The sequence below is a fragment of the Bradyrhizobium sp. UFLA05-109 genome (assembly GCF_054185165.1).
Map to the genome: position 1 here is coordinate 20,026 of NZ_JBBIAR010000073.1, position 25,865 is coordinate 45,890.

At 59.7% G+C, this 25,865-nt stretch carries 24 protein-coding genes; 19 read left to right on the forward strand and 5 right to left on the reverse strand.

Features of this window, described 5'->3' with window-relative positions; genetic code table 11:
- The first annotated feature begins 3 nt into the window (after positions 1-3).
- The 9 genes from Q3C01_RS36725 to Q3C01_RS36765 all read left to right on the forward strand — a co-directional run bounded on the left by Q3C01_RS36725 (position 4) and on the right by Q3C01_RS36765 (position 9,415).
- Positions 4-999 carry an ABC transporter substrate-binding protein gene (locus Q3C01_RS36725; protein ID WP_458150168.1) on the forward strand — a complete coding sequence of 332 codons (996 nt, stop codon included), beginning with the start codon at positions 4-6 and terminating at the stop codon, positions 997-999.
- A gap of 37 nt (positions 1,000-1,036) precedes the next feature.
- A complete protein-coding gene (locus Q3C01_RS36730) occupies positions 1,037-1,873 on the forward strand; it encodes an ABC transporter permease (RefSeq protein ID WP_458150169.1) in 837 nt (278 codons plus the stop codon).
- The gene (locus tag Q3C01_RS36735; RefSeq protein WP_458150170.1) at positions 1,873-2,691 is read left to right on the forward strand and encodes an ABC transporter permease; all 819 of its coding nucleotides are present in this window, start codon (positions 1,873-1,875) and stop codon (positions 2,689-2,691) included. The genes Q3C01_RS36730 and Q3C01_RS36735 overlap by 1 nt, the downstream gene beginning before the upstream one ends.
- 37 nt (positions 2,692-2,728) lie before the next feature.
- The gene (locus tag Q3C01_RS36740) at positions 2,729-3,802 is read left to right on the forward strand and encodes a hypothetical protein (protein WP_458150171.1); all 1,074 of its coding nucleotides are present in this window, start codon (positions 2,729-2,731) and stop codon (positions 3,800-3,802) included.
- 10 nt (positions 3,803-3,812) lie between these two features.
- On the forward strand, positions 3,813-5,393 hold the full coding sequence (locus Q3C01_RS36745; protein ID WP_458150172.1) for an AMP-binding protein: 1,581 nt from the start codon (positions 3,813-3,815) through the stop codon (positions 5,391-5,393).
- 13 nt (positions 5,394-5,406) lie between these two features.
- Positions 5,407-6,177: an SDR family NAD(P)-dependent oxidoreductase gene (locus tag Q3C01_RS36750; RefSeq protein ID WP_458150173.1), complete on the forward strand. Its 771-nt coding sequence runs from the start codon at positions 5,407-5,409 to the stop codon at positions 6,175-6,177.
- A gap of 29 nt (positions 6,178-6,206) precedes the next feature.
- Positions 6,207-7,289, forward strand: coding sequence for an ABC transporter ATP-binding protein (locus tag Q3C01_RS36755; protein ID WP_458150174.1), 1,083 nt, complete (start codon positions 6,207-6,209; stop codon positions 7,287-7,289).
- A gap of 4 nt (positions 7,290-7,293) precedes the next feature.
- Positions 7,294-8,724, forward strand: a complete 1,431-nt coding sequence (locus tag Q3C01_RS36760; RefSeq protein ID WP_458150175.1) for an FAD-binding oxidoreductase — start codon at positions 7,294-7,296, stop codon at positions 8,722-8,724.
- A gap of 520 nt (positions 8,725-9,244) precedes the next feature.
- A complete protein-coding gene (locus tag Q3C01_RS36765; protein ID WP_458150176.1) occupies positions 9,245-9,415 on the forward strand; it encodes a hypothetical protein in 171 nt (56 codons plus the stop codon).
- A 276-nt stretch (positions 9,416-9,691) separates the two neighbouring features.
- Here Q3C01_RS36765 and Q3C01_RS36770 read toward each other — a convergent pair whose 3' ends face one another.
- Positions 9,692-9,865, reverse strand: a complete 174-nt coding sequence (locus Q3C01_RS36770) for a hypothetical protein (protein WP_458150177.1) — start codon at positions 9,863-9,865, stop codon at positions 9,692-9,694.
- A 457-nt stretch (positions 9,866-10,322) separates the two neighbouring features.
- Entirely contained in the window at positions 10,323-11,267 is a 945-nt protein-coding gene (locus Q3C01_RS36775; RefSeq protein ID WP_458150178.1) for a LysR family transcriptional regulator, read from the reverse strand.
- 1,166 nt (positions 11,268-12,433) lie between these two features.
- Here Q3C01_RS36775 and Q3C01_RS36780 point away from each other — a divergent pair.
- From Q3C01_RS36780 to benD, 7 genes are read left to right on the forward strand one after another with little or no spacing between them, the layout of a single operon-like run.
- The gene (locus tag Q3C01_RS36780) at positions 12,434-13,597 is read left to right on the forward strand and encodes a muconate/chloromuconate family cycloisomerase (protein WP_458150179.1); all 1,164 of its coding nucleotides are present in this window, start codon (positions 12,434-12,436) and stop codon (positions 13,595-13,597) included.
- A gap of 3 nt (positions 13,598-13,600) precedes the next feature.
- On the forward strand, positions 13,601-13,891 hold the full coding sequence (gene catC, locus Q3C01_RS36785) for a muconolactone Delta-isomerase (RefSeq protein ID WP_458150180.1): 291 nt from the start codon (positions 13,601-13,603) through the stop codon (positions 13,889-13,891).
- Positions 13,892-13,947: 56 nt separating this feature from the next.
- On the forward strand, positions 13,948-14,841 hold the full coding sequence (locus Q3C01_RS36790; protein ID WP_458150181.1) for a dioxygenase family protein: 894 nt from the start codon (positions 13,948-13,950) through the stop codon (positions 14,839-14,841).
- A gap of 51 nt (positions 14,842-14,892) precedes the next feature.
- Complete coding sequence (locus Q3C01_RS36795; RefSeq protein ID WP_458150182.1) at positions 14,893-16,266, forward strand: Rieske 2Fe-2S domain-containing protein; 1,374 nt, start codon at positions 14,893-14,895, stop codon at positions 16,264-16,266.
- On the forward strand, positions 16,263-16,787 hold the full coding sequence (benB, locus tag Q3C01_RS36800; protein ID WP_458150183.1) for a benzoate 1,2-dioxygenase small subunit: 525 nt from the start codon (positions 16,263-16,265) through the stop codon (positions 16,785-16,787). The genes Q3C01_RS36795 and benB overlap by 4 nt, the downstream gene beginning before the upstream one ends.
- 32 nt (positions 16,788-16,819) lie before the next feature.
- Positions 16,820-17,842, forward strand: a complete 1,023-nt coding sequence (gene benC, locus Q3C01_RS36805; RefSeq protein ID WP_458150184.1) for a benzoate 1,2-dioxygenase electron transfer component BenC — start codon at positions 16,820-16,822, stop codon at positions 17,840-17,842.
- On the forward strand, positions 17,839-18,615 hold the full coding sequence (benD, locus tag Q3C01_RS36810) for a benzoate diol dehydrogenase BenD (protein ID WP_458150185.1): 777 nt from the start codon (positions 17,839-17,841) through the stop codon (positions 18,613-18,615). The genes benC and benD overlap by 4 nt, the downstream gene beginning before the upstream one ends.
- 321 nt (positions 18,616-18,936) lie before the next feature.
- Here benD and Q3C01_RS36815 read toward each other — a convergent pair whose 3' ends face one another.
- Entirely contained in the window at positions 18,937-19,914 is a 978-nt protein-coding gene (locus Q3C01_RS36815; protein WP_458150186.1) for a helix-turn-helix transcriptional regulator, read from the reverse strand.
- 940 nt (positions 19,915-20,854) lie between these two features.
- Here Q3C01_RS36815 and Q3C01_RS36820 point away from each other — a divergent pair.
- From Q3C01_RS36820 to Q3C01_RS36830, 3 genes are all read left to right on the forward strand, one after another.
- Entirely contained in the window at positions 20,855-21,391 is a 537-nt protein-coding gene (locus tag Q3C01_RS36820; protein WP_458150187.1) for a hypothetical protein, read from the forward strand.
- A 183-nt stretch (positions 21,392-21,574) separates the two neighbouring features.
- Entirely contained in the window at positions 21,575-21,814 is a 240-nt protein-coding gene (locus tag Q3C01_RS36825) for a hypothetical protein (RefSeq protein ID WP_458150188.1), read from the forward strand.
- Between the two features lie 83 nt (positions 21,815-21,897).
- Complete coding sequence (locus Q3C01_RS36830; protein ID WP_458150189.1) at positions 21,898-22,077, forward strand: hypothetical protein; 180 nt, start codon at positions 21,898-21,900, stop codon at positions 22,075-22,077.
- Between the two features lie 698 nt (positions 22,078-22,775).
- Here Q3C01_RS36830 and Q3C01_RS36835 read toward each other — a convergent pair.
- Together Q3C01_RS36835 and Q3C01_RS36840 are read right to left on the reverse strand one after the other, a co-directional pair.
- Positions 22,776-23,819, reverse strand: coding sequence for an alpha/beta hydrolase (locus Q3C01_RS36835; RefSeq protein ID WP_458150190.1), 1,044 nt, complete (start codon positions 23,817-23,819; stop codon positions 22,776-22,778).
- 99 nt (positions 23,820-23,918) lie between these two features.
- Positions 23,919-25,865, reverse strand: a 1,947-nt coding sequence (locus Q3C01_RS36840) for a helix-turn-helix transcriptional regulator (RefSeq protein WP_458150191.1), incomplete at its 5' end; no start/stop codon positions are given.

The window sequence follows — 25,865 nt, forward strand, 5'->3', positions numbered from 1 at the left end:
AGCATGGCCGCGCCGTTTGTGCTACGGCACGGCCGCGCCGAGGCCGCTTCCAAGAACCTGGTCTTTGTGACCTGGGGTGGCACCTACCGCAGTTCGGTCGAGGAGGGACTGATCAAGCCCTTCATGGCCGAGACGGGCATCAATGTGACGGTGATCGATACGCCGGACCTTGCCAAGGTGAAGGCGCAAGTTACAACCGGTAACGTTGAATGGGACGTCTTCGATGCGCCAGGTGCGATGGGCACGGCCGGTTCGAAGGCGGGATACTGGGAGCCGCTGAGCTCCTCATTATTCGATGCTTCGGACTTGTCGATAGCGGCAACGACGGATCTGGTGCCCTTCTACACCTTCGCCGGTGGCATCGCCTATGATCCCAAGCGCTATGCCGAAGGCAAGTATCCCAAGAACTTCGCCGAATATTTCGACGCCAAAGCTTTTCCGGGTCGCCGCACCTTCCGTAACCGCCCGAGCGAAACACTCGAGGCCGCGCTCCTGGCGGATGGTGTTCCTCCTTCCAAGATCTATCCGCTCGACGTCGATCGAGCTTTCAAAGCACTCGATCGGATCAAGCCGAGCGTAGCCAAATGGGTCGATTCGACCCCGCAGACCATCACCTTGCTCCAGACGAATGAGGTCGATTTCAGCTATTCGTACGCCTCGCGCGTGAGGACAACGGGTGCGACAGGCGCCGGCATGGCCTTTTCCTTCGCCCAGACACTGAACGGGCTGGAATACCTTGCGGTGCTCAAGAACGCGCCGAACAAGGACAATGCCCTGAAGTTCGTCTCCTATGCCATGCAGCCGGCAAGGCAGGCAGCGGTCATGGAACTGCTCGGCAACACCCCGGTCAGCAAGAAAGCATTGCCGATGCTCTCGGCTGACACGCGGAAATGGCTGCCCGACATGAGTTCCGGTCAGAACCTGATCATGGACGAAATGTGGTGGTCGGACAATTTCGAGAAACTTAGCCGCCGCTTCAAGGAGTGGGTGCTCACGTGAGTGCTCCGGCGACGAAGATCGTGATCGGACTCTGACCGTGAGCGGTGTCGAGAACTCACGGGCAGCGGCGGCCTACGTCTCGCCAGCGGCAATTCTGTCGCTGGCGATCGCGGCAGTGCCTCTGCTATTCATTCTCGTCACCAGCGTGGACGGACGAGCGCTCTCACCTGAGGCGTTCGAGAACCTTCTCTCGAGCACGCTGTTCCGGCGCTCCCTCTATACGACTATCGAGATCAGTGTCTCGGCTTCACTGATCAGTCTCGTGCTCGGTTATGCGGTCGCGTTGCATCTGGCGCGTCAGTCGCCGCGGCGCCGCGCCCTCTATATGGTGCTGGTGCTGCTGCCATTCTGGACCAGCATCCTGGTCAAGAGCTACGCCTTCACAGTCATCCTCGGCCGGGAAGGCGTGATCAACTCTTTGCTGAGCTGGGTGTCGGGCTCGCACATTGCATTGCCGATGATTCTCAATCGCTTCGGCGTGATGGTCGGCATGACGAACTACCTGACGCCGTTCATCGTCTTCCCGGTGCTGGCGAGCCTGCTCGCGATCGATCCCGCGCTGTATCGGGCTGCCGATATCATGAGCGCGCGGCCTACCCGGATCTTCTTCACGATAACGCTGCCGCTCAGCCTGCCGGGCGTCATGGCTGGCGTTTCCAGCGTGATGGTGATGTCTCTCGGCTTCTTCATCATCCCCGCACTGCTCGGCGGGCGGCAGGACGTCATGCTCGCCAATCTTGTCGATTTCTACACGCGTGAGACGCTCGACTGGAACATGGCCGCTGCGATCGGGGTGTTGTTGCTCGTCATGGTCATCCTGCTCTCGGCGCCGGCGCTGTGGATCCGCCGCAATCGCCTTGTCAGGAGGACGTGATGTCGGTCACCTCTGACCAGCGCGACTCGCTCAAACGCCGCTATCGCCGTTTTGGTTCGCTGCTCGCTGGTCTGGTCTACGCCTTTCTCCTGGTGCCGAGTCTGATCGTGGTTCCGGTTTCCTTCGGGACAAAGAATGAGATCCGTTTCCCGCCGCGCGAGTTCTCGATCGAGCTCTATCAGATATTCTTTTCTACGCCCGCCTGGACCGGCCCACTGTTGCAAAGCCTGAAGATCGCGCTCATTGCGACGTGCCTCGCACTGCTGACTGCGGTTCCGGCCGCCTATGGCATCGTCCGCTACGAATTTCGCGGCAAGCGAGCAATCACACTACTGATGATGAGTCCGCTCGTCATCCCGGCCATCGTCATGGCGCTCGGATTGTATCTGTACTTCTCCTATGTGCGTCTCTCCGGCTCGACCCTGGCGCTCGTGCTCGGCCACACGATCTACGTCACGCCGTTCGTCATCGTCATGATCGCTGCTGGTGTCCAGAAGCTTGACCCGAACCTCGAGTTCGGCGCGACTCTGATGGGCGCCGGCCGCTATCGCATGTTTACCACGGTCGTGCTGCCACAACTCGTACCCTCGATCCTCGCGGGCGGTCTGTTTGCCTTCCTGATCTCGTTCGACGAGGTCGTGATCTCCTGGTTCCTCGCTTCGGCGACGACCACTACACTGCCGGTAAAAATGTATTCGAGCATCCAATGGGAGATATCGCCCGTGATCGCGGCCGTCTCAACGATGCTGACCGTCCTTTCCTTCGTCATCTGCATGCTGACCGCGGCGCTTCAGCGTCCGGGTACGCCGGGACAATGACGGCCGGAATTCACACTTTTCTGAAGGATTGAGGCCCATGCACAGTTCAAGCCACGATGAAGAAGATATTGCTGCGCTGCGCGCACGCGTTGTGCTCGCGAACAAATTTGCCTGGACTGTGGTCTCCGGCCTCACGGCGGTTTGCTTTCGCGAGCGAGGTGAGAAAGCGCTGAACGACATCTGGGCTGCATTGCTGTCCTCGGAACAGAAGGCCCGTTTTCAGTCGGCTTTGGTCAAGCTCGGCATTCACAACGATCCGCCGGCGCTCGCTGCCGCGAAATACCACTACTTCAGCAATTCGATTGGCGGCCTGAACATGCAGCTCATCGAAGAGAGTCCGAAGAAGGTTTGGATCCGCTATCTCTCGCCGTGGGGCACCTATCCAGGCATCTCCGCGCTTGCGGTACCGACCTCAGTGCGCCGGACAATTCTTTCGACCTGGCATCCGCGCAATGGCAGCCTCCTTGGCTGTCCGCGGCTCGGTTGGGTGGCGACCAAGTTTGTGGCCGAAGGACACCCCTACGATGAGGGCTACTTCCAGGAATATGATCACGACCTGGCACCTGAGGAACGCTTTCGTGTGGAACACGTCGAGCGGACGCCGGAATTCAACCCTGAAAGGGCGCCGAAGCTCGATCCGGCGATATGGCCTGAGGCGCGTTGGCTGAAGGGCAGCTACAGCTACGGTGTCGATTATGTGCAGCATGTCATTCAGATCATGCACCGCCTTTTTGGGGCTCCGGCGGCGCGCGACTTGGTTGCGACTGGGATGCGGTTGCTCGCGGTGCAATTCGGTCCGGATCTTGCCAAGGCAAGCGGCGAGGAGGGGGCCTCGCCCGTGGCAATTGCAACGAGCTTTGCCGCGATGCTGCGTTCGTTCCGAAATGAATGCAGTATCGAATCGACGTCAGCCGACAGCGCCGTGCTTCGCATTCGCGGATTCATGCCTTTCGCATACGAGGCCGATGAGGGACTTCGTCAGGCGGTGTTTGCGCTCTTCGCGATGATGACGCGTCTCCGCAACGGTCACGTTGCGGTTGCCAGAACCTTCGACGCTGTCGGCCAGGTTGAGAGCTGGACGCTCACGGACGAAAAGCGCTGGCTCTGGTAGCGAGGCCGGGATGCGCAAACAGACCGCCTGGTTTTCCGACGACGAGAGCGTGCCGCTTCTTCTCGAGCGCTGCGCGCGAGAACGGCCAGATCATGTTTTTTGTCGGCAAGGTGACGTCTTCACCACGTGTGCCGCCATGAACAGCGGCGTCAACCGGGCGGCCCATGGTTTTGCGGAGCTCGGCGTCGGCAAGGGTACTCATGTCGCGGTGATGCTCGGGCATCATCTCGATCACATCACGATTTTCTTCGCACTGATGAAGCTCGGTGCCGTGCAAGTGCCGATCAATGTGAATCTCAAGGGGGCGGGTCTCGCCTATATCGTCGATCATGCGGCGCCCGAGTTTCTCGTCGCCGACGGCGACTATGCTCAGAATCTGGATCCCATCTTGGTCGAGCGACCCAACATCCGGCAGCTGTGGCGAGACGGGGCTCCGGCCGACCGGCGAGCCGTCGCCTCGATCGATACCATCCTGTCGCATCCAAACGATGCCAATCCTGGCGTGGATGTGCGCGATGATGACCTCCGCACTATCCTCTACACGTCCGGAACCACGGGGCCCGCCAAAGGCGTGGAGATGACGGATCGTATGCTGCGCGCAGCGGCGTTGGGGTCGATCTGGATCGGGAATATCCAGCCGGGAAGCGTGCTTCATTTCTGGGATCCGATCTACCACGTGTTCGGCAGCGAGGTGCTTGTGCTCTCGCTGATGGTGCCGGTCACGCTTGCCCTCGTCGCGCGCTTTAGCGCCTCGCGATTCTGGGACGAGGTGCGGGAATACGGGGCCACTCATGTCCACTTCGTCGGCGGCGTGCTCCAACTCCTGTTGAAGCAACCCCCAACAGAGCAGGATCGCAAGCACGGGGCCACAATTGCGTGGGGTGGCGGCTGCCCGATCGGCGTCTGGCGCGAATTCGAGGAGCGATTTGGCGTCGAGATCCGCGAAGGATACGGGATGACCGAAACCTCGAGTTTCAGTGTCGTCAACACTGAAGGCAGGCTGGGCTCCATTGGCAAGGCGGTCGACTATTTTGAAGTCGAAATTGTGAATGAAAGCGGTGGTTCGACCGCGCCTCGTGAAGTCGGAGAAATCCGAGTTGCCGAGAGGGAGCGCGGCGTCATGGTCGCGCATTACCATAAGGATCCGGAGACGACAGCCAAGACGATCCGTGACGGCTGGCTCTATACCGGCGATCTCGCCTATCGAGACGAAGACGGCTTCATCTTCTTTCTCGGGCGCAAGAAGGACAGTCTCCGGCGTCGCGGCGAGAACATTTCCGCATGGGAGGTGGAGCGGGTGATCAATGATCATCCGGCAGTCGAAGAGAGCGCTCTCATCGGCGTGCCGAACGAGCTGGCCGACGAAGACCTGAAGCTCTTTGTCAAGCTCAAGCTGGGGCAGGATCTGGGGGCCGCTGAACTCCTAGGGTGGTGCGAGCCTCGTCTCGCGGCGTTCCAGATCCCGCGCTTCGTCGCTTTCGTCGACGATTTTTGTAAGACGCCGACCCAACGCATCCAGAAGCAGTTTCTCTCAAAAGCGATCGACGATGGTTGCTTTGACCGGGAGCGGGTGAGCACTGCGAATACCTAAAACAGAGGAAAAGATGCAGCTCGAAGGTAAAACAGCGATCGTCACTGGTGCCGCGCAGGGCATCGGTGCCGCAATTGCACGCGAATTCATCACGGAAGGTGCCAACGTCGTCATCGCCGACGTCCAAGATCAACGTGGCGCGCAACTCGCCGCCGAGCTCGGCGATCGCTGCCGCTACAGTCATTGCGACGTCGGCAACGCCGAGCATGTCACGCGCTTGGTCGAGAAGACCTGCGACTGGTTCGGCGGTATCGATATTGCGGTCAGCAATGCAGGCATTAATCAGAATGCCGAGATCCTGGAGATCACCGAGGCCGATTTCGATCGGGTCCTGCGCGTCAATCTCAAGGGCGGCTTTTTGGTTGGGCAGGCCAGCGCACGCAAGATGGTCGAACTGGGTCGCAGGGGCGTGATCATCAACATGAGCTCGATCAACGCAGTAGTTTGTAGCCCTCACATCGTGCCCTACGCGGTCAGCAAGGGTGGATTGAACCAGCTGACTGCGGTTATGGCTCTCGGCCTTGCCAAGCACGGTATCCGTGTCAACGGCATCGGTCCGGGGAGCATTGAAACGGAGCTGCTTGCACAGATCGTCAACACCGATCCGGCTGCTTTCAAGAACATCCTGTCGCGCACGCCCATGGGTCGTCTCGGTCAACCCGAAGAGATCGCGAAGATCGCCATTTTCCTGGCGAGCGATGCGTCGAGCTATATGACCGGCCAGACCATCTACGCGGACGGCGGAAGGCTTCCGCTTGCCTACACAGTACCGGTGCCGGCATGATCCCTCAGAAGCGGACGGAGGTGCTCGCCATGACAGCCATCGAAGGTGCGTCTGCGCCGATGATCAGGCTTGATGGCATCGGCAAGACCTATGGTGAATTTACAGCGCTGCATCGCACCGACATCTCGGTCCGCAGGGGTGAGTTCCTCACGCTTCTGGGGCCGAGTGGCTCTGGAAAAACCACTATCCTCAACTTGATCTCTGGTGCCGTCGGCGTGACCTCCGGCCGCATCTTCATCGATGGACGCGACGTGACAGAGGTGCCGCCGCGCGAGCGTGGAATCGGCATGGTCTTCCAGAATTATGCGCTGATGCCGCATATGAGCGTCTTCGACAACGTCGCCTATCCCCTGAAGATCAGGGGGCTGACGAAAGCCGAAATCGCGGACAAGGTGTCCGATGTGCTCGCTCGCGTCGGGCTTACGGGATTCGAGGCTCGCAAGCCGCGCCAGCTCTCCGGCGGCCAGCAGCAGCGTGTCGGCATCGCCAGGTGCATCGTGTATTCTCCCAAGATCATTCTGATGGATGAACCTCTCGGCGCGCTTGACAAGAACATGCGCGACCAGATGCAGGAAGAGATCAAGCGTCTTCACATGGAGCTTGGTACGACGATCGTCTACGTTACGCATGATCAGGAGGAGGCGCTGAACCTGTCTGATACCGTGTGCCTGATGGAGAGCGGTCGTGTCGCGCAGATCGGTCCCCCCGAGGAACTCTATTTCTCTCCGCTCAATACATTTGCGGCAGAGTTCATCGGCGAATCCAATCTCTTCGACGTTGTCTCTACTGGCGACGGTCTTCTCAGATCGTCGGATGGCATAACCTTTCGTCCGGCTCAATCGGCAAGCATCGGGAAGAGGGTGCTGGTGCGGCCCGAGAAGCTGCGGATCATCTCCGAAGGCAATCTTCCGGCTGGCGGCGTGAACGCGCTTTCAGGGGAGGTCGACCACGTCTCATTCGTCGGGGGCATGACGCGTGTGACTGTGCGCAGGGCCAACGGAGGCACCTTTGTCGCCAAGAGCATTTCAGAGCGAGCCGCCCTTCGCGTGCGACCCGGAGACAGGCTCCACGTAGCATGGGATGACGGCGATGTAATCCTGCTGAACGGCTGACCCGATGTCCGATGCATTTCTGATCGCGCTTCGTGCAATCGCGGATACGCTCCTGATCGAGGAGCCCGTGGAGATGCGGCCGCATCTCGTCGATTGGCGGAAACGTCACGAAGGATCCGCGTTGGCTGTCGCGCTCCCGGGGTCGACCAAAGCTGTTTCCGAGATCGTCAAACTCTGCGCCGATCGCCGCGTCCCGATCTATCCGCAAGGTGGAAATACGAGTGTTTGTGGCGGATCGGTGCCGGACATGCTGGGCAATGGCATAGTCCTGAATCTGCGGCGAATGAACCGGATCTTATCCGTCGATCCCAAGGATAATTCATTGCTGGTTGAGGCGGGCTGTGTGCTGGCGAACGTACAGGATGTCGCGCGCGCAGCGAACCGTCTGTTTCCGATGAGCCTCGGAGCAGAGGGGTCGTGCCAGATTGGTGGAAATATCGCGACCAACGCTGGAGGAACCGCGGTCGTCCGCTATGGAAATATGCGCGATCTGGTTCTCGGTATCGAGGCGGTACTGCCGGACGGAACGATCTGGAATGGCTTGCGGACCCTGCGTAAGAACAACAGTGGCTATGATCTGAAAAACCTGTTCATCGGTTCGGAAGGAACGATAGGGATCGTCACCGCTGCGGCGCTAAAGCTGTTGCCTTTGCCGCGTCATACGATCACCGCGCTGGTTGCGACCAATTCGATCGAGGACGCATCGCAACTGGCCCTTGACGTTCAAACCCAATTCCCGGGCACGGTTTCTGCCGTCGAGCTGATATCGGCGAGCGAATTCGAGCTGGTCGTCACGCACATTCAGGGTACGGCACATCCGTTGTCTAAGGGTGCGCCTTGGTATGTCCTCGTCGAGTTGGCCGGCGCCGAACCCGAGGATGTGATGTCGGATCGGCTAATGTCAACTTTGGAAGCGTCGGTGAACTCGGGAGCTGTTGCCGACGCGACTATTGCCACCAGCGAGCGCCAGCGGCATCAGCTCTGGCACATCCGGCACCATGTCACCGAAGCGAATGTCAAGGCAGGCATGGGCCTGACCCATGATATTGCGGTGCCCCCTGCAAAGATTCCCGAGTTTGTTCGACGCGCCGAGGCGGCCCTGGCGTCGGCGTTTCCCCAAGCTGTTCCGATTGTCGTTGGACATTTGGGAGATGGTAATCTGCACTACATCGCCATGTTCAGCCACGCCGAGTGGGCTGCCAAGGGAGACAAATCGGCCTGTACGCACGGCGTCGGCCATCTCTTGTATGATATAGCTTCCGATCTTGGCGGCACCTTCAGTGCTGAGCACGGCATTGGCTCAATTCACCTAAAGGAGATGGCACGTTACAAGTCACCTGTGGAGATGGAACTGATGAAGAGAGTAAAGTCCATGTTCGATCCAGCCGGCATCATGAATCCCGGCAGGGTCTTGCCGGCCTCCAAGATCGGCTGAAATCCGGAAACGATGATAGATACACCGCAGCTGTTACGTTGCGAGACGATTCACGCCCCTTACACTGGGAGAGCGGCATTTGGCGACTAGCGTTAAGCCGGCCATTAGAAATTCCGTCTATGCTGTTGCGCGGTGCTTCTAGCAGGATCGACGAAACAAAGCCACGCGATCGTTGCACGGCAGCGAAACGATGCGGTCGGGTTGAACGGGCATTGAGCCATTCGAGCTGGCTTATCGGGGGACGCCACAGGTGTTTGATAGGATGGTTGCTGCTTGGGAGATGACGAAGCAGGCGAAGAGTGACGGGGTCTGGCGTTGGGACAAGCTGGCCGTTGATCGGGCGACTCAGACGAACGAGGCGGACGAAGAAATTTCGGAATCTGCGCCATAGCGGTCATCTCGTCATCGCCGGGGCGGGTTTCTTTTTTTCTGCCGACGTGAACTGCTTCACACTGATTTTTCGGACCGGTTCTAAAATCGTGGCGCGCAATGACGCGCTGCTCGATTAGGACATTTGGCCATGGCTATTGCACAATACTCAGCAATGCCGTCCCTAGTTCGTAGCTACGACGGCTTGATAATTCTTGGTTACGTGGTCTTTTCAGCTATCGCGCTCGTCGCGATCTACTTCGCGGCGGGCGGACCAAGCTTCAATGCCGCTGCTCTTTCCCTGATGGATGTAATGCCCTAATGCGGCTGGCAGGGTGGACTCTCGGCTGCTCGCTCCTGATTGCTGTCGGCACATGGTTGTTGGTTGGCCCGCCAGAAGCGGACGCGTGCAGCGCGTTTCTGGCTGCTGCCAAACACTGAGCAAGCTTCGTCATGTCTAACGAAGTGGCAAGGTACCTAAAATTTGCAGAGGAATGCCGGGATCGGGCAGCGAACGCGCGCAATCCTGCAGACGAACAGGCTTGGCTCGCACTAGCCGACGAATGGTCAAAGCTTGCCCAGCAGGACCGCGACGACGCTAGCGACTGTGCTTCATCCGACTGATTGCAACAAGAAGATCGGGACGTTCGAGCACTTCAACCAATTGATCAAGGATTACGCGCTCGTTGGTGCGTGGTTGGGGCTTGAGGTATTCTTCCAGAATACGCTGCGCATCCCCAAGGGCTTTGGCAGCTAGCTCTTCGTCACGCATGAATCGCACTCCGTTGAGCGATTGATGCCTTTTAATCAACTAATGGTGCATTTGGTTCCAGTCGTATAACCAGACTAGCCGTTTCGGGTTAGGCGCTCCGTGTCAGTTTCACCGTCGGACCCGCCGGCCCCGGTTTTGTCTGATCGGCGGTGTAGGCCGGCGGTCCTTGGGCTGAGCGCACGGGGAAGGACGCTCCTAGCAAAAATGAGTCGAATCCGACCGGTTTGAGGTTCAGGAGTCGAAAAGCGTGAACCTTATTGTCCCTTCCCAGCGCGAAATCCTAACCGGACCTCGTTGAGCCGCGACAGGTTTGGGAGACGTGCGTCGCTGCCCCTTATGCGCTTGACCAATTCATAGATCGCTAGTTTGCCTGTCGAGAATCGGCAATTGGCAGCACGGAACCTGTCGTAAGGGCCGGCTACCGCGGCCTGCGCGTCAGTTCCGCCGTGAGACGTTGCTATGGCACGGAATTGCCACGGACCATAGACGAGCTGGGGGCTGGGTGGCCGGTAGATGTATCCCATTTGTCGAATTCGCGAACCAGCTTGATCAGTTGCGTGAGCAGCATTGACGCGTCATTCTTGCGATAGCTCATGATGATCGGCGAAATCATCTTCGGCTCATCGAGGTCGATGAAGCATACGTCGTCGCGCCCGAAGCGCCTCACGGAGGCAGGCACGATGCAGACCCCGCCACCAGAGGCGACAAGACCGAGCGCGGTCTGCAACTCCTTCGCCTCCATCGCGACCCGCGGCTCAATGCCTGCATCGCGATAGAATGAAAGAACTTGATCCGCGTAGCTCGGCCGCGGCGACTTGGGATAGACAATAAGAGGTTCGTCAGCGGTTGCGCGCAGCCGCAACTTTACCTTCTTGGCCGCCAATTTGTGCCGGCGTGGTACCACAAGGCAGACGCGTTCTTCACGGATGACGCTACGGACGATCGCCTCATCGTCGAATCTCAGTCGGCCGAAACCTACATCGATACGACCGTCCTTTAGTGCTGCGACCTGCTCGAGCGTCGTCATCTCCAGAAGATTGACCTCTGCGCCGGGCATGATGATGCGGAAGCGGCGGATAAGTTCCGGAAGAGCGTCATAGAGGGTGGATGCGACAAAGCCAATGTTGAACTGTAATACCGTCCCTTTGGCGATCCGCTTGGTCATCGCGCGCATCTCATCAATGCGCTGCAGGATCTGGCGTCCCTGTTCGAACAGATATCGTCCGGGCTCTGTCAACGTAAGCGGTCGCCCACGATCGAGCAGACGCACGCCCAGTTCGTCCTCGAGCTGCTGTACTTGGCGGCTTAACGGTGGTTGCGCAATGTGGAGTTTCTCGGCGGCGCGACTGAAGGAGCCCTCCGCAGCCACGGTGGTGAAGTAGCGCAGATGACGGAGCTCCATGGGAACAGCCCTCCAATCGCGTCCATACCTCTCGAGTATTGAGATAGACACAATCGATCCTTCGCTTCAAGCTGATCCGGCAACCCCTCCCGCTCGCGGAAACGCGACGCGTCATTCAACGGAGCGCCGACGCGGTGCGGACCGGCTGGGAGGACAACATTGGGATCGGCAAGCATCGGCTCATCCGACAACGCCGAAACATGGATGTAGGCCGCGACGCGGGCTGTGCTTGACCGTCGAGCGACATAGTACCCGACGTGTCCCTCCGATGAGGAGGGGAATTGGGCGGGCACCATACCCCGCAGGTATGAATATAGACTGAGGCGGTCCTGTTTCGATCGGATGTTACGCCCTAGGGTGGTCTCGCTTCATCCACCATCGTGGCGGCGGCAGTCTCGCCAGGACTGCCTCCCGTTGCGATCCTAGCAGCTTCTCCAGCCAGGAATGCGCCGTGATCGTTTGCAGTTGCAACGTCCTCAGCGAGCTCGAGATTAGATCTGCGATCGCAAGCGTCGCACCGTGCCCGCGGGTCAGTCGCGTGTACGCCTTGCTCGGCTGCACGGCAAAGTGTGGCCACTGCGCCTGCACCATCCTCAAGGAAATCCGAAGCTTCGCGCCTGTGGATCGAACCGCAATTGGAGCGGCCAGCGCCTAAAATCCCTAGATCGGCGTGAAGGGCTGAAAGTCGATCACCGATCCAAGTGCTTAACCGCAGGGCTGCGCGCAGTGAATTCGATGCGGCTTGAACTCTGCGAGCCGCCTCTGACCTGAAGATCGAAGCGCTATCCCGATGCACGTCGGCTCCAAGGCCGACAATCACAACAATGTTTAGCATGTCTCAACGGGCTAGCAATCGCCGGCCGGGTAAACCGAGTGCTCATGGGACACCTTGACGTAGAGAAAGAGACGACCGTCAGCCATTGGCTCCAGCGAGGCGGGTCGCCTTGCTTTTCGAGAGGGTGACCGATCGGGGCGGCTATCGAAGGTCCCTGGCGGCGGACGACACACCGATACTCGTTGTCGAACGTACGGAAAAGCAGAGGTGACCATTGTCCCATCTGAAGCCGTATACCTCACGGGTATAATATTGGACCCAATCGGTCTTTGCCATCGATGCCGCAAATATCTAGTTTTCAGCCAAGAAATGCGAATTCGAGGATGCGCCGGTGACGAGCAAAGCTGCCCAGATCGATACCTTTATAGTCGATGTGCCCACGATAAGGCCTCACGTCCTGGCGATGGCCACGATGCGCAGCCAAGCCGTCGTTCTGGTCCGGATCACCTGCTCAGACGGTGTCATCGGGATCGGCGAGGGCACCACGATCGGTGGTCTGAGCTACGGCGAAGAAAGCCCGGAAGGCATCAAGCTTGCAATCGATACCTATATCGCGCCGGTCCTGAAGACCTGTGAAGTGTCCCGTGTCGCCGAGACAATGTCGAAGATCGGTCGCAGCGTCGTCGGCAACCATATCGCCAAGTGCGCGATCGAGACCGCGCTGCTTGATGCCGCCGGCAAGCGTCTCGGCGTGCCCGTCTCCGAACTGATCGGCGGGGGACGCGTACGCGACCGCCTGGCGGTGGCCTGGACGCTCGCGAGTGGAAATACGGCGCGCGACATCGAGGAAGCCGAGGCGATGATCGATGCCAGGCGACATTCGATCTTCAAGCTGAAGATCGGCAAGCGCAGCGTGGCCGACGATGTCGCGCATGTTGCGGCGATCAAGAAAGCTATTGGAAACCGGGGCAGCGTCCGCGTCGACGTCAACCAAGGCTGGGACGAGGCACAGGCCGACGCTGGCATGAAGATGCTGGAAGACGCCGGCTGCGACCTGGTCGAACAGCCGGTCGCCCGCGACGCGCTTGCCACCATGGCGCGTCTGTCCGCGCGGCACGGCATCCCGCTGATGGCCGACGAGGCGCTACATGGTCCCCGCGACGCGTTCCGTGTTGCCGCCAGCGCCGCCGCCCGCGTGTTCGCCGTGAAGATCGCCCAGTCGGGCGGACTGCATGCCGGTCGCGACGTCGCGGCCATCGCCGATGCCTCAGGGATTGGTCTCTACGGCGGCACCATGCTCGAGGCGGGTGTCGGCACCGCAGCTTCCGCCCATCTCTTCGCGACGTTTCCCAAGCTCGCCTGGGGTACCGAGCTGTTCGGCCCGCTCCTGCTCACGGAGGAGATTTTGGCCGAGCCGCTGGACTACGCCGACTTCTCGCTGGGGGTGCCGACGGGGCCTGGTCTCGGGATCGCGCTCGACGAGGACAAGATCGCCCGGTTTCGTCGGGACCGCACCGCGCCAACCTTGCATGTCGTCGCAGCGAAGGGAGCGTGACGCATGCTCACGATGGTTGAGATGAACGTCCGTGTCCCGATGGACTTTAACAAGGATGAAGCCGCACGCCTCAAGGCTCGCGAGAAAGATCGGTTTCAGGAGCTCCAGCGTGCCGGCAAGTGGCGCCACATCTGGCGCGTCGTCGGCCACTACGCGAACGTCAGCATCTTTGATGTCGAGAGCAACGCCGAGCTTCACGACATCCTGATGAGCCTTCCGCTCTATCCGTTCATGGAAATGAAGGTCACGCCGCTATGCCGGCACCCTTCCTCAATCTACGACGACGAGCGCTGAAACGTTTCGAACGACGAACGTCCGTATGCCGGACTTATAACCAAGGGAGAGACGACATGGATACGAGCTTCGTGAAGACTGCGAACGTCCAGGCATTGATCGACAAGGCGGCGGGCCTCAATCAGCCCGGCGGGGATGCGCGCCTGAAGGCCATCGTCCGCGACATCGTCGAGGCCGGCGCCGAGATCATCGTCCGGCACGACATCAGCGAGGACGACTTCTGGGGCGCCATCAATTTCCTGCAGAAGGGCGCGCCGGAGTTCGGTCTGCTGGTGCCAGGTACGGGCCTCGAGCACTTCCTGGATCTATTTATGGATGCGAAGGACGCGGAAGCGGGCCGCACTGGCGGTACGCCGCGCACCATCGAGGGGCCCCTTTACGTCTCCGGCGCGCCGCTTGAGGAAGGCGATGTCAATCTGACAAAGGATCCGGACGAGACTGGCAGCCTGTACATGAGGGGGCGCGTTACCGGTCCGGATGGCGAACCGGTCACGGACGCGATCCTGCACGTCTGGCACGCCAACTCACAGGGCTGGTACTCGCACTTCGACCCGACCCGTGAACAGACGCCGTTCAACAACCGCGCGCGCATCAAGCTCGGCGCCGACGGAAAATACTCTTTCCACTCCAAGATGCCGAACGGCTATTCCGTGCCGCCCGGCGGCGCCACCGACACGCTGATGAAGGCGATCGGCCGCCACGGTCATCGCCCGGCACACGTCCACTTCTTCATCGAAGCGCCCGGTTACCGGAAGCTGACGACGCAGATCAACTTCGGCGACGATCCGCATGCCGCTGACGACTTCGCGTTCGCCACCCGCGACGGTCTGCTGCCGGTCCCGCAGCGCCAGGGCGACAGCGCCTACATCAACTTTGACTTCCAGCTCCAGCGCGCCGGCGACGGTTCCGACGAGCACCTTTCCAGCCGCCCGCGTGCCGAGGCTGCCTAAGCCCCGGGTAGCGCTGCGACACGGCAACAAATACGAAGAGGAGAGGAAACTATGACGACACTGCTGGAGCGCATCGACGGCGCGGTGGTCGAAGACAAGGAGCGCGGGCTCTTCCGGTGCCGGCGCGACATCTTCACCGATGCTGAGATGTTCGAGCTGGAGATGAAGCACATCTTCGAGGGCAACTGGGTGTTCCTGGCGCACGAGAGCCAGATACCTGAAAACAACGACTATTTCAGCGCCTGGATCGGCCGCAAACCGATCATGATCACCCGCGATAAGGCAGGCGAGCTCCATGCGATGATTAATGCCTGCGCCCATCGCGGCGCAATGCTATGCCGGCGAAAGCACGGCAACAAGGGCAGCTTTACCTGTCCATTCCACGGTTGGACCTTCAGCAATTCGGGCAAGCTCCTCAAGGTTAAGGACGGCAAGACTGGCGACTACCCGGCCTCGTTCAACACCCACGGCTCGCACGACCTGGCGAAGGTTCCGCGCTTCGAGAGCTATCGCGGCTTTCTGTTCGGCAGCCTCAATCCGAACGTCGCTTCCCTCGAGGAGCATCTGGGCGGCGCGAAGGCCGTGATCGACCAGATCGTCGACGGGGCGCCTGGCGGCATCGAGGTGCTGCGCGGTAATTCCTCCTACATCTACGACGGCAATTGGAAGCTCCAGATGGAGAACGGCGCCGATGGATATCACGTGAGCTCCGTGCATTGGAACTACTCGGCGACCATGGGCCATCGCAACTATGAGAACGAGGGCACCAAGACGGTCGACGCCAACGGCTGGTCCAGGAGCGTGGGCGGGGTCTACGGCTTCGAGAACGGACACATCCTGCTCTGGACCAATCTGCTAAATCCCGAAGTCCGGCCCGTCTTCAATCACAAGGACGAGCTCGAAGCGCGTCTCGGCAAGGATCGCGCCGGCTTCATCATCGGTCAGACCCGCAATCTCGGAATCTATCCGAATGTCTACCTCATGGACCAGTTCTCGACGCAGATCCGTGTGGTGCGGCCGATCAGCGTCGACGAGACCGAGGTGACCATCTACTGCTTCGCGCCCAAAGGAGAGGACGCGAAGGAACGCGCGACCCGCATCCGGCAATACGAGGACTTCTTCAACGTCTCCGGCATGGGCACGCCGGACGATCTGGAAGAATTCCGTGCTTGTCAGACCGCCTATGTCGGCGCCGGCGAACTCTGGAACGACCTCAGTCGGGGCGCCGTCCATTGGATCGACGGCCCGGATGAGAACGCCAGGGCGATCGGCCTCGAGCCGCTGCTGAGCGGCGAACGCAGCGAGGACGAAGGCCTGTTCGTGCGCCAGCATGAGTTCTGGGCCAAGTCGTTGCGCCAGGCGGTCCTGCGACATGGCGGCGAAGCGGCAGGCGACGTCGTTGCGTTGCGGGGAGAGGCAGCATGAGCATCGCAACCGCCAGCACGCTCGTGCCCATCAGCAATTTCGATCTCGAACAGGTCCGGTCCTTCCTCTTTCGCGAGGCGCGGCTGCTGGATGACCGGCAGTGGGACGAATGGATCAAGCTCTATTCGCCCAAGGCCAGTTTCTGGATGCCGGCGTGGGACGACGACGACCTCCTCGTCGAGGACCCGCAGCAGCATATCTCGCTGATCTACTATCCCAACCGGGAGGGACTGGAAGATCGCGTCTTCCGCATCAAGACCGAGCGGTCCGGCGCGAGCACGCCGGAGCCGCGTACCAGCCACAATGTCTCGAATGTCGAAATCTTGGAGAAGCGCGACGGCGAGCTCGACCTGCGCTTCAACTGGCACACGCTCAGCCACCGCTACAAGAAGACCGACAGCTTCTTCGGTGCCGCCTTCTACACGCTGGATACGCGCGGTGAGGAACTGCGGATCCTGACCAAGAAGGTCGTGCTCAAGAGCGACTACATCCACCAGGTCATCGACATCTATCACATCTGACGCCGCTCGTTGGGATCGCCGGAGAGCAAGACATGACTTATCGCGTAGCACTCAATTTCGAGGACGGGGCCACCCGTTTCATCGATTGCAACCAGGGCGAGAAGGTCCTGGACGCGGCCTATCGCAACAAGATCAACCTGCCGATGGACTGTTCGGATGGCGTTTGCGGCACCTGCAAATGCCGCTGCGAGCAGGGTGAATACGATCTCGGCGACGAATATCTCGACGACGCCTTGAGTCGAGCCGAGTCCGAGGAGGGACTGGTGCTGACCTGCCAAATGGTGCCGTCCTCGGATTGCGTCATCGCCGTGCCGGTTCCGTCCACCGCCTGCAAGGTTAAGCCCGCTGAACATGGCGCCGAGGTGAGCTCGGTCGAACTTGTCTCGGACAGCACGATCATCCTGAGGCTCAAGCTCGACAGACCGGACGCGTTGGGATTCCTGCCTGGCCAGTACGTGAACCTCACGGTGCCCGGGACGAGCCAGCTTCGTTCCTACTCGTTCAGTTCGAAGGTGGGGGCGAGTGAGGCCAGCTTCCTGATCCGCAACGTGCCGGGCGGTCTGATGAGCGGCTGGCTCGCGAGCGAGGCCAAGGCCGGCACCAGGATGACGTTTGTCGGACCACAAGGAAGCTTCTTCCTACGCGCGGTCGACCGCCCGGTCGTGATGCTCGCCGGCGGTACGGGCCTCGCGCCGATCCTGTCGATGCTCGAAGTCCTCGCCGACCAAGGCACCGACCAGCCGGTGCATCTGATCTACGGCGTCACCAATGATGGTGATTTGGTCGAGATCGAGCGGATCGTAGCGCTTGCCAAGCGACTGCCGACGCTCACCTGGGCGACCTGCGTCGCCAACCCGGATACCACCCATCCGCTGAAGGGCTATGTCACGGCGCATCTTGCGGACGAGTATCTCAACGACGGCGACTGCGACGTCTATCTGTGTGGTCCGCCGCCGATGGTGGAGGCGGTGCGGATGTTCTTCACAGAAAAGAGGGTGAGTCCCTCGCATTTCTTCTACGAGAAGTTCTCTGCGACCGAAGCGCTGGCAGCATGATCTTTGAAGGCCGCTTTGCCGGAAAGACGCTGGTCGTGACCGGTGCCGCTCAAGGCATCGGACGTGCCGTGGCACTGCGGGCCGCGGCTGAGGGCGGCAACGTCCTGTTCGTCGATCGTGCGGACTTCGTCGGTGATGTCGCCTCGGAAGCGGGTGTCAGAGGCCGCGGCTTCGAATGCGATCTCGAAACCCACGAGGGTGCTGAAGCCGCCATGGCCGAGGCCATCAGACACTTCGGTGCCATCGATATCCTTATTAACAACGTCGGCGGCGCAATCCGGATGCGACCTTACCACCGGTTCGAGCCGCAGCAGATCGAGGCAGAGATTCGGCGCTCGTTAATGCCCACCTTGTGGTGTTGCCACGCCGTGATTCCGCACCTCACCCAGCGGGGCAGGGGTACGATCGTGAACGTCTCATCGAACGCGACGCGCGGCATTCACCGGGTGCCATACTCGGCGGCAAAAGGGGGAATCAACGCGATCACTCAAAGCTTGGCGATGGAGTACGCGTCGGGCAACATACGCGTCGTCGCGACGGCTCCCGGTGGCACAGAGGCGCCGCCGAGGCGAGTGCCGCGCAACGCCGATGGCGACACGGCTGAAGAAAAGGGATGGATGAACAAGGTCGTCAAGCAGGTTAAGGAATCTAGCTTCCTTGGGCGGTACGGCTCAATCGACGAGCAGGTCGCACCAATCCTGTTCTTGGCGTCGGATGAAGCAAGTTATGTCACAGGCAGTATCTTGCCCGTCGCCGGTGGCGACCTCGGGTAACTCTGCGACGTCGTTCCGCGCGCAAGGTCCAAGGTTGGACCTTGAGCGAGGTCGCCGAGCGTGCTGGGATCTCGATCGCCCGTTGGCAGCTACCGGCCTTGTGACCGCCAAGGCAGAGGTCTCCGATGTCCGCGTCGGGTCACAAGCGGCGATCCGGGCACGCACACCCCAGCGTCCGGCTTGCCGCCGACAGCCGCCATGACAATGGCTTGAGCGCCGTTCAGCATAGGGCCATCAACAGCAGACCTTTGGCCATCATTGCCCTGCAAATTTCCCATCACGGACTATTCGTTACTACTCACGCGGCGCAGGGATTCGAGGTCACCTGGTGCTGCCTCCGGCGCAACGCAGGCCACGTGGCGACTCGCCGAAGCGCGCCCGGAACAATCGATTGAAATGCGAAACGTCCGAGAAGCCGGCTTCTAACGCGATGTCGGAAATTCGCTGCGTGCTTGCGTGAGACTCAGTTAGCAGTTCGAGCGCCCGCTGGAGACGCAACTCATTCACGTGCCGGGTGAACGATGATCCTGATGACGCGATCAGTCGCTGCAGATAGCGAGGTGAGATGCCTTGGCAGCGCGCTACCATCTCGACGCTAAGCTCTGGCTGCTGAAAGTGCGCGGCGATGTAATCGAGGGTGGCGCTGCAGCGCGCAGCCACGACCGCGTTCACGTTGCTCTCCCCTAAGGGAGTGCATTCGCCGATCGCGAGCGCCACGAGATCATAGATGTGAGCCAGGACCGCATCACGCAGCCTGGGGGCGGCCAGGGCCCGATCCTTGAATGCCGACTTTAGATAAGCCATGAGGAGCCGGAGCGCTTCAGTTCGGTGTGAAATCGGCCGCATGGCGAGGCTTTCGACATTCGCCACGCGCTGTGCAAGTGCGTGGCGGGGCACGGCCAGACCGAATAGCAATCCGTCGACATAGGTGACGTTGGCGGGCTCCGAATGCAGAATTGCGGCTGCGTCGCCGGCGCGAAGCTCAACTTCCTGGCAGCGCTGCGACAGCAGACTTCTGCCGGGAGCGCAAACGATGATTCCAATCGAGTCGTCACTATCAGCGATGCTCGCTTGCAAGCGCTTGAACCGCATGGAGGAGCCTTTCAATGCGAGGCGGCGCAACCCCCGGACCGCTTGCAGCGTTGCGTCGGCCTGAAACGGAACGTCCGACAATGGCTCGATATCGACGTGGACTATGCCTCGCCCAAAGCTCTCTCGCCAAATAGGGACTCTCATCCGTTCCGGAATCTCGCGCGTCGAGAATCGATGCGATGCGAATTCGGCTGCATCCGTGGACATGGGGACCTCCAGCCCTGATAAGACGTTGGGATCAAATGCTGCGACAAATTACTGTCGGTATCTGTGATTTGCAGATCGCGCACTGACATGCTCTTGGGCCGTGCGCATTAGTCCAAGAAGTTGCACTATTGACCTGCTAGTCTCATTCACCTGTGATCGATGCTGATGCGAACGGGTTCACGCGGTGGCCGGAAAATTACGCCTATAGTGACTGCGAAAGTCGTGATGCAAAATCTCCTTCAGGAGAAGACGGTCGTGATGGCTCTATCTCTCGATCGAACTCACACCGCTTATCGCACGTGCCAGATCTCTTTACCACTTTTTCCCGATCTCTGGTGCTTTGGTTTTAATGATGCTAGAGTAGAGCTGCGTTAGATCCCGTTGGGGATCCGACGTGAACGGATAGTGGGCTTACGGACTTCCGCCCGTTGATTTGAAGATTGGAATACTGGAATTGGAATGCTCGAGCGCCAGTGCCCCGCCCACGGATACATCCAAATTACAGCGGGCATGATTGAGTTGACGCACTACCCTCCGTTCTTTCCAATGACTCGGAGGCGGGTCTTCTTTCTAGTCAGAACTGTTGTTGTGCAGGTTCGCTAAGGGCCGGTAAGCGACGGCGGATGTGAGCGGCTTCACATCTGGTGAGGCCGTGTGGCCGCAGCGTGACTGCACGTCTTGTTTTCAATTTAACCTTTCGAGAGGTTAGATTGCCATGAGGCCGAACACACCGTGCAAATATGCCCTGGCGCATTGTTCGATAGGATGGCGCCGTAGCGCTGTCATTATTGCGACGCTCTTCATCGCGTGGATAGTTTGGTTTGCAGGCGAAGCTCGCGCGCAATGCTCGGCGCGGGACGTCCTATCGAACCGACTGAGGTCCGAGACTCCATTAGCGAGTACGCCAAAAAGTCCAATCAGATCTGCCGCCGATGCCTCGGTGTGGAAGACAATCAAGGTAGGTACCTTCGCGGATACCGTAGCCCTCACTAGCGCGTTGCATGCAGCCGGTTGTGGGATCGGAGAAGCGGCCGGCGAAATTCTTGCCCGACCAGCTTTTGCTCTCAGCGACACTAAAAGAAATGTGAATCTCGTTGCAATATCGGCGGCTGATCTCGGCTTTCGGACCGATACTGTACCGCTTGCCGAAATTTATGCCCGCGCTCAACAGGTGGGTTTTGGACTCGCGGTCGCAGAGATCGCGCCACAACTAAGGCTTCAATATTTTGATCAGCCGATTGGTGAATTTCTCATCATCGGAATGGAGCCAATCAAGACATGGAAGGGCGAGCCTGTCATTCTAACGGTAGCCAATGGCGGGGCAGGACTCATCCTCATCGGCCAAGATGGCCGCGCTAATACACAGATCTGGGCGGCGTCCCATTTTCTATTCGTGCGGCCTGATGGAGCCGATTCGCTCAAGGCAGCCGCAGCGCGACTGCGCCAGAAATACAGGGCATCCGATGAACCTTTGTAGGGTTTGCAATGCCCTACAGTGCACAGCTTCACATAGTGCTTCCGGAGCCGGGGCTAGTCTGAGCACGGAAATTTGCGTGAAGCAGAAGTCCTGCAGGTGAAATTGCGTTTCCGAGTGCCAGAAATTTGGAGCAAGACGTCTTTTGGAAGTAGACCTCCGAACAAATTCCAAGGAGCTTTTCCTATGGATTATTTCAGTGAGGACTCCGCACACGTTACCAATGGCTTTTTGCTGAACGAACCAGCTGCGAGCAGCCACGAAGACAGGATCACTCAGAAGCGTTGGGTGAAGGCCGTGCTGGTCTTCTATGCCTGTTTGTTCCTGGTTGGCGCGACCGTGGTTGGCGTCCACAAGGGCATACGCACGTCAGGCGGCATAGAACAGCATGCCACCTTGCACGAAGACATTCGATCCAACCAGTAAGGCCTGATGCATTTTGCAAGTGAGGCTGTATTCGCCGTCATCTCGGCGCGCGCATCGCACGCCAAACTCGAAGGAGTTAGGTCATGGCAACCACAGAATATGCTCATTCCGCGCCACCAATTCAGGCGACACGAGACTACGACGGATGGATCGCTGCTGGTTATGGCATCCTAGGGTTAGTCGCGCTTGCTGCGATCTATTTTGCGTCGGGCGGTCCGGGAAACGGCGAGGTTGCGCTCGCCAGTATGTTAGCTATGCCATAATTTGATGGCGAATGATGCGAGGGCTTCTCATTCTCTTTGTTGCGTTTTCGCTCATGTTGGCCGCACGCGGCCAACATCAAACAGATTTCGTGCCGCGCCCGACCGCATTCATGCCACCCGTTAACGTGCCCTAGGTCGGCTTCCGGCGTTCGCCGCTCGCTTGGCTTGGCCGTAGGTAGCCGGCAACAGTGTATTGACAATATTCTCGTCGCGCGGCGGTCGATCGCGAACGCGCCGACCGGCTGAGTTATCCTACAGTTATTTATTTACGGGTGTACAGCGGCCGGAGAGGGAGCGAAGTCGGCTCTGGGTAAGCAGGCGAAGAACTCAACCTGAGCAAGTCTAGGCCGCTATGCGCCACTGAGCCGACCTTAACGAGAGCTGCGGCCACATCGCTGAATCCCTTTGCCTGTAGCGGCACCCGATGTCCGCTGCGATCTGTCTCAAAACTGGGCCCGGAAATCCCAGTTGATTTTGAAATAGCAATGCTCATGCCGCAGGCTTGCGACAGGGCCTCCCTCAGCAAACTGTGCATCGCGTGGTTCGCCCCGTCAGATGGGGACTAGGGCACAGGCTTCGGTCTTGCACTTTTGATCCGCGTAGCTCGGCCGCGGCGACTTGGGATAGAACCGCATCACAACGTCGCGCGAACATTTGGAATTAGGGGCGGTGCTGGCGCCCGCCCCTAATTCGTATTGTTAGTGCGTTGCCGGTTCGAGATGCCGGCGCAAGTCGTCGTTAATCTGGCCGATAGCCGCCTCGGTCGAGGGTACCTTACGGATCGCATTCAGCAGCACGAAATCATGAATCGTCCCGTTGTAGCGAACAGCGGTGACGCTCACGCCTGCATCCTTCAACTTCCTTGCGTAAGCCTCGCCTTCGTCTCGGAGAGGATCGTTTTCCGCAGTGATGACCAGTGCTGGCGGCAGGCCCTTGAGCTGGTCGATACTGGCGCGCAGTGGCGACACATAGGGATTATCGCGGGTCTTGGCGTCGGGAGCATAGAGATCCCAACCATATTTCATGAAGGCCCGCGCCAGGAAGCGGCCTGTTCCATACTCGCGATACGAGCCGGTATCAACACTGGCGTCGGTCGCTGGGATCAGGAGAGCCTGATAACTGATCTTGGCTCCGCCGCGGTCCTTGCTCATCAGAGCAAGCGCCGCCGCCATATTACCGCCGACAGAATTGCCAGCCACGGCGATGCGGCTGCCATCGGCACCGAATTCTTGGGCATGCTGAGCGACCCATTGCAGTGCCGTGTAGCATTGATCGAGTTGAGTGGGAAATTTTGCCTCGGGAAGGGACGTATATTCGACGAATACGCCGATCTGTCCTGAGCCGACGACGAGATCGCGCAGTAGACGCTGATGATTCTCGAAATTGCCGACGATCCAGACACCACCATGGATGAATAGTAGCACGCCCGGCGTGCCGCTGATCTGGGCCGGCTTCATGATGTACAGCTTCACCGGGCGGCCATCCTGACTAATAGTTTGCTCGGTCGTCGTAACTCCAGACATATCGATGGCTGTCTGGCGCTGCAGCTCGGTGAGGATCTGTTGCGGCTTTGGCTGGGGCAGCTCCCAGAATGGACTGGAGTCCTTGTTAATCTTGGTAAGAAACGAGCGAACTTGTGAATCGATCCGAGGATCGGTGGCGGCATCTGGGGCCGCGTGGGCTGTTTGAGTCATCAGGATGGCTCCGAGGCTGAGCGTTGCAAGTAAGGAGAGGGGTTTCATGGTCAATCTCTGCGAGTGGGTTACACGCAACCGCCCAGATAGTCCGCCGGCGGGGCCGGGGGCATCTGTCAAATGACCAGTCCGATGACAGATTGGTCGTCAGTTTTCCGGTTGGACGAAGCTGGCGATAATGGGTCGCAATCCCGATCGCGACGTGATGCCAGTTTTGGAGAAGATCCGGTGTAGGTGGTAACCGACCGTTCTGTGAGACAGATAAAGTCTCGCGCCGATCTCCTTGTTCGATAGGCCCTCGGCGGCGAGCTGTGCGACGTGAAGCTCTTGCGGAGTAAGCGTTTCCCAGACCTGTTCGGTCCGTCGGCGGCTGGATTCACCCGAAGCACGCAATTCCTCCCGAGCGCGGTCGCTCCAGGGCGAAGCACCGAGCGCATCAAAGATGTTACGGGCCTCACGGAGTGGAGTCCTCGCGTCGGCTGATCTGCGTTGGCGGCGCAGCCACCCGCCATAAGCGAGGAGTAGACGCCCCCGCAGAAACGGCCACTTCTCTGCCGCCGGCCCAAGACCTCGCAAGAAAAACTGCTCAGCATCTTCGGGTGCGGCAAGTAGCGCCCTGCCGTAGTGCAGCATAGTCGCGATCCACGGCACCGGCGTTGGTGCCGTGACGCGCTCCACCTCATCGACCGCACCACGAGCCGTGTCGGCGTTACCGGAATAAACGGCCGCTTCCACAAAATCCGCGAGCCCATAGAACTCAATGCCGGAATTAAAAGCTGGATCGCCAGGTGCGAAAATGCGTCGCAAATGTTCGTAAGCCAACCAATGCTGCCCGGCTCCGATGGCGGACACGCCTCGTGCGACTTGCAGTAATGCCTGCAAGAAACCGGCGCCGATGGACAGCAGCAAGCGCTCTGCCTGCGCCGCATATGCTTCCGATTGCTCCAGATGACCTTGCATTCCGGCAAGCCTGGCTTTCAGAATCGTGGCACCGGCGATCCAGAGAGGTTCGTTCGTCTCTTCGCCAAAGCGGACGGCTTCCTCGGCCTCTCTCATCGCGCCGGTCCAATTGCCGACCTCCATTTCGGCATGCGCTTGCGTGCAAAGAACGCGCGCGAGATCGCCGAGCCGCCCTTGCGCACGCAGCGCGGCATTGACGCCAGCGAGATAGCCTACATTGAGGTCGAAAGCCCCAATGCAATTGGCGGTCGTTCCGAGTATTCTCGCGATGGCGGGATCGTCGCTTCCCCGTTCAAAAAGACTCTGGAGCCTGCTGCGCACGTCGTGTCCGCGTCGAAGCGGCTCGACATAGGCGAGTGTTGCGATCAGGCGGGGGTCGGTGTCCGCCAACTCCAGGCTGTTTGCCGCAACCAGAACCTTGGCACGGATGTCGTCACTTGCATTGGTCCACCAGCAGCGTTGGGCGGCACGCCACAGGAAATTGCTTGCCAGCCCCTTCGCCCCGGCAGCATTGGCCTTGTTGGCGAAACCAAGCAAAGCGGGGATTTTGGCGGCATCGTAGACGGCCAGCGGCTGGCCAATCTCGCGACACCAGCCAATCCGCATAGCCATGAGCTGATCAGTTTCGTCGACATCGATCTGACGTAGCAGATGTTCCAGCAAGTCCGGCTTGCCGAGATCGGCGGTAAGTTCGGACGCACGCAACAGCCGCTCGCTCCTGGTCTTTGCCGTGCTGCTCAATCGCGCGGCATTCTCAAGCACCTCGATCGCCATGGCGACGGCGCCCTTTCGAAGCGCTCGCGTTGCCATTTGATCGTGTTCGCTCGCGAGTTCTTCATCCGGTCCGATGGTCGCTGCTGCCCGATGCCACAACTGGCGGTCCAGCTGATCCTGAATAACAGCCGCAAGCGCCGCGTGAATCCTTTGGCGCAGAGCCAGATCGGCGGTCTGGTGCACCGCGGAACGAACGAGCGGATGCCGAAACCGCACTTCCGCTTGGTCAATCTCGATCAGCTTGGCGGCGATCGCCGGCGCTAAGGCATCGACGCCGATCCGCTCACCCAGTACCGCTTCACCGGCGTGCAGGGTTTCGTGGAGTGACGTTCCATCGTTTTCCGCCGCCACGAACAATAG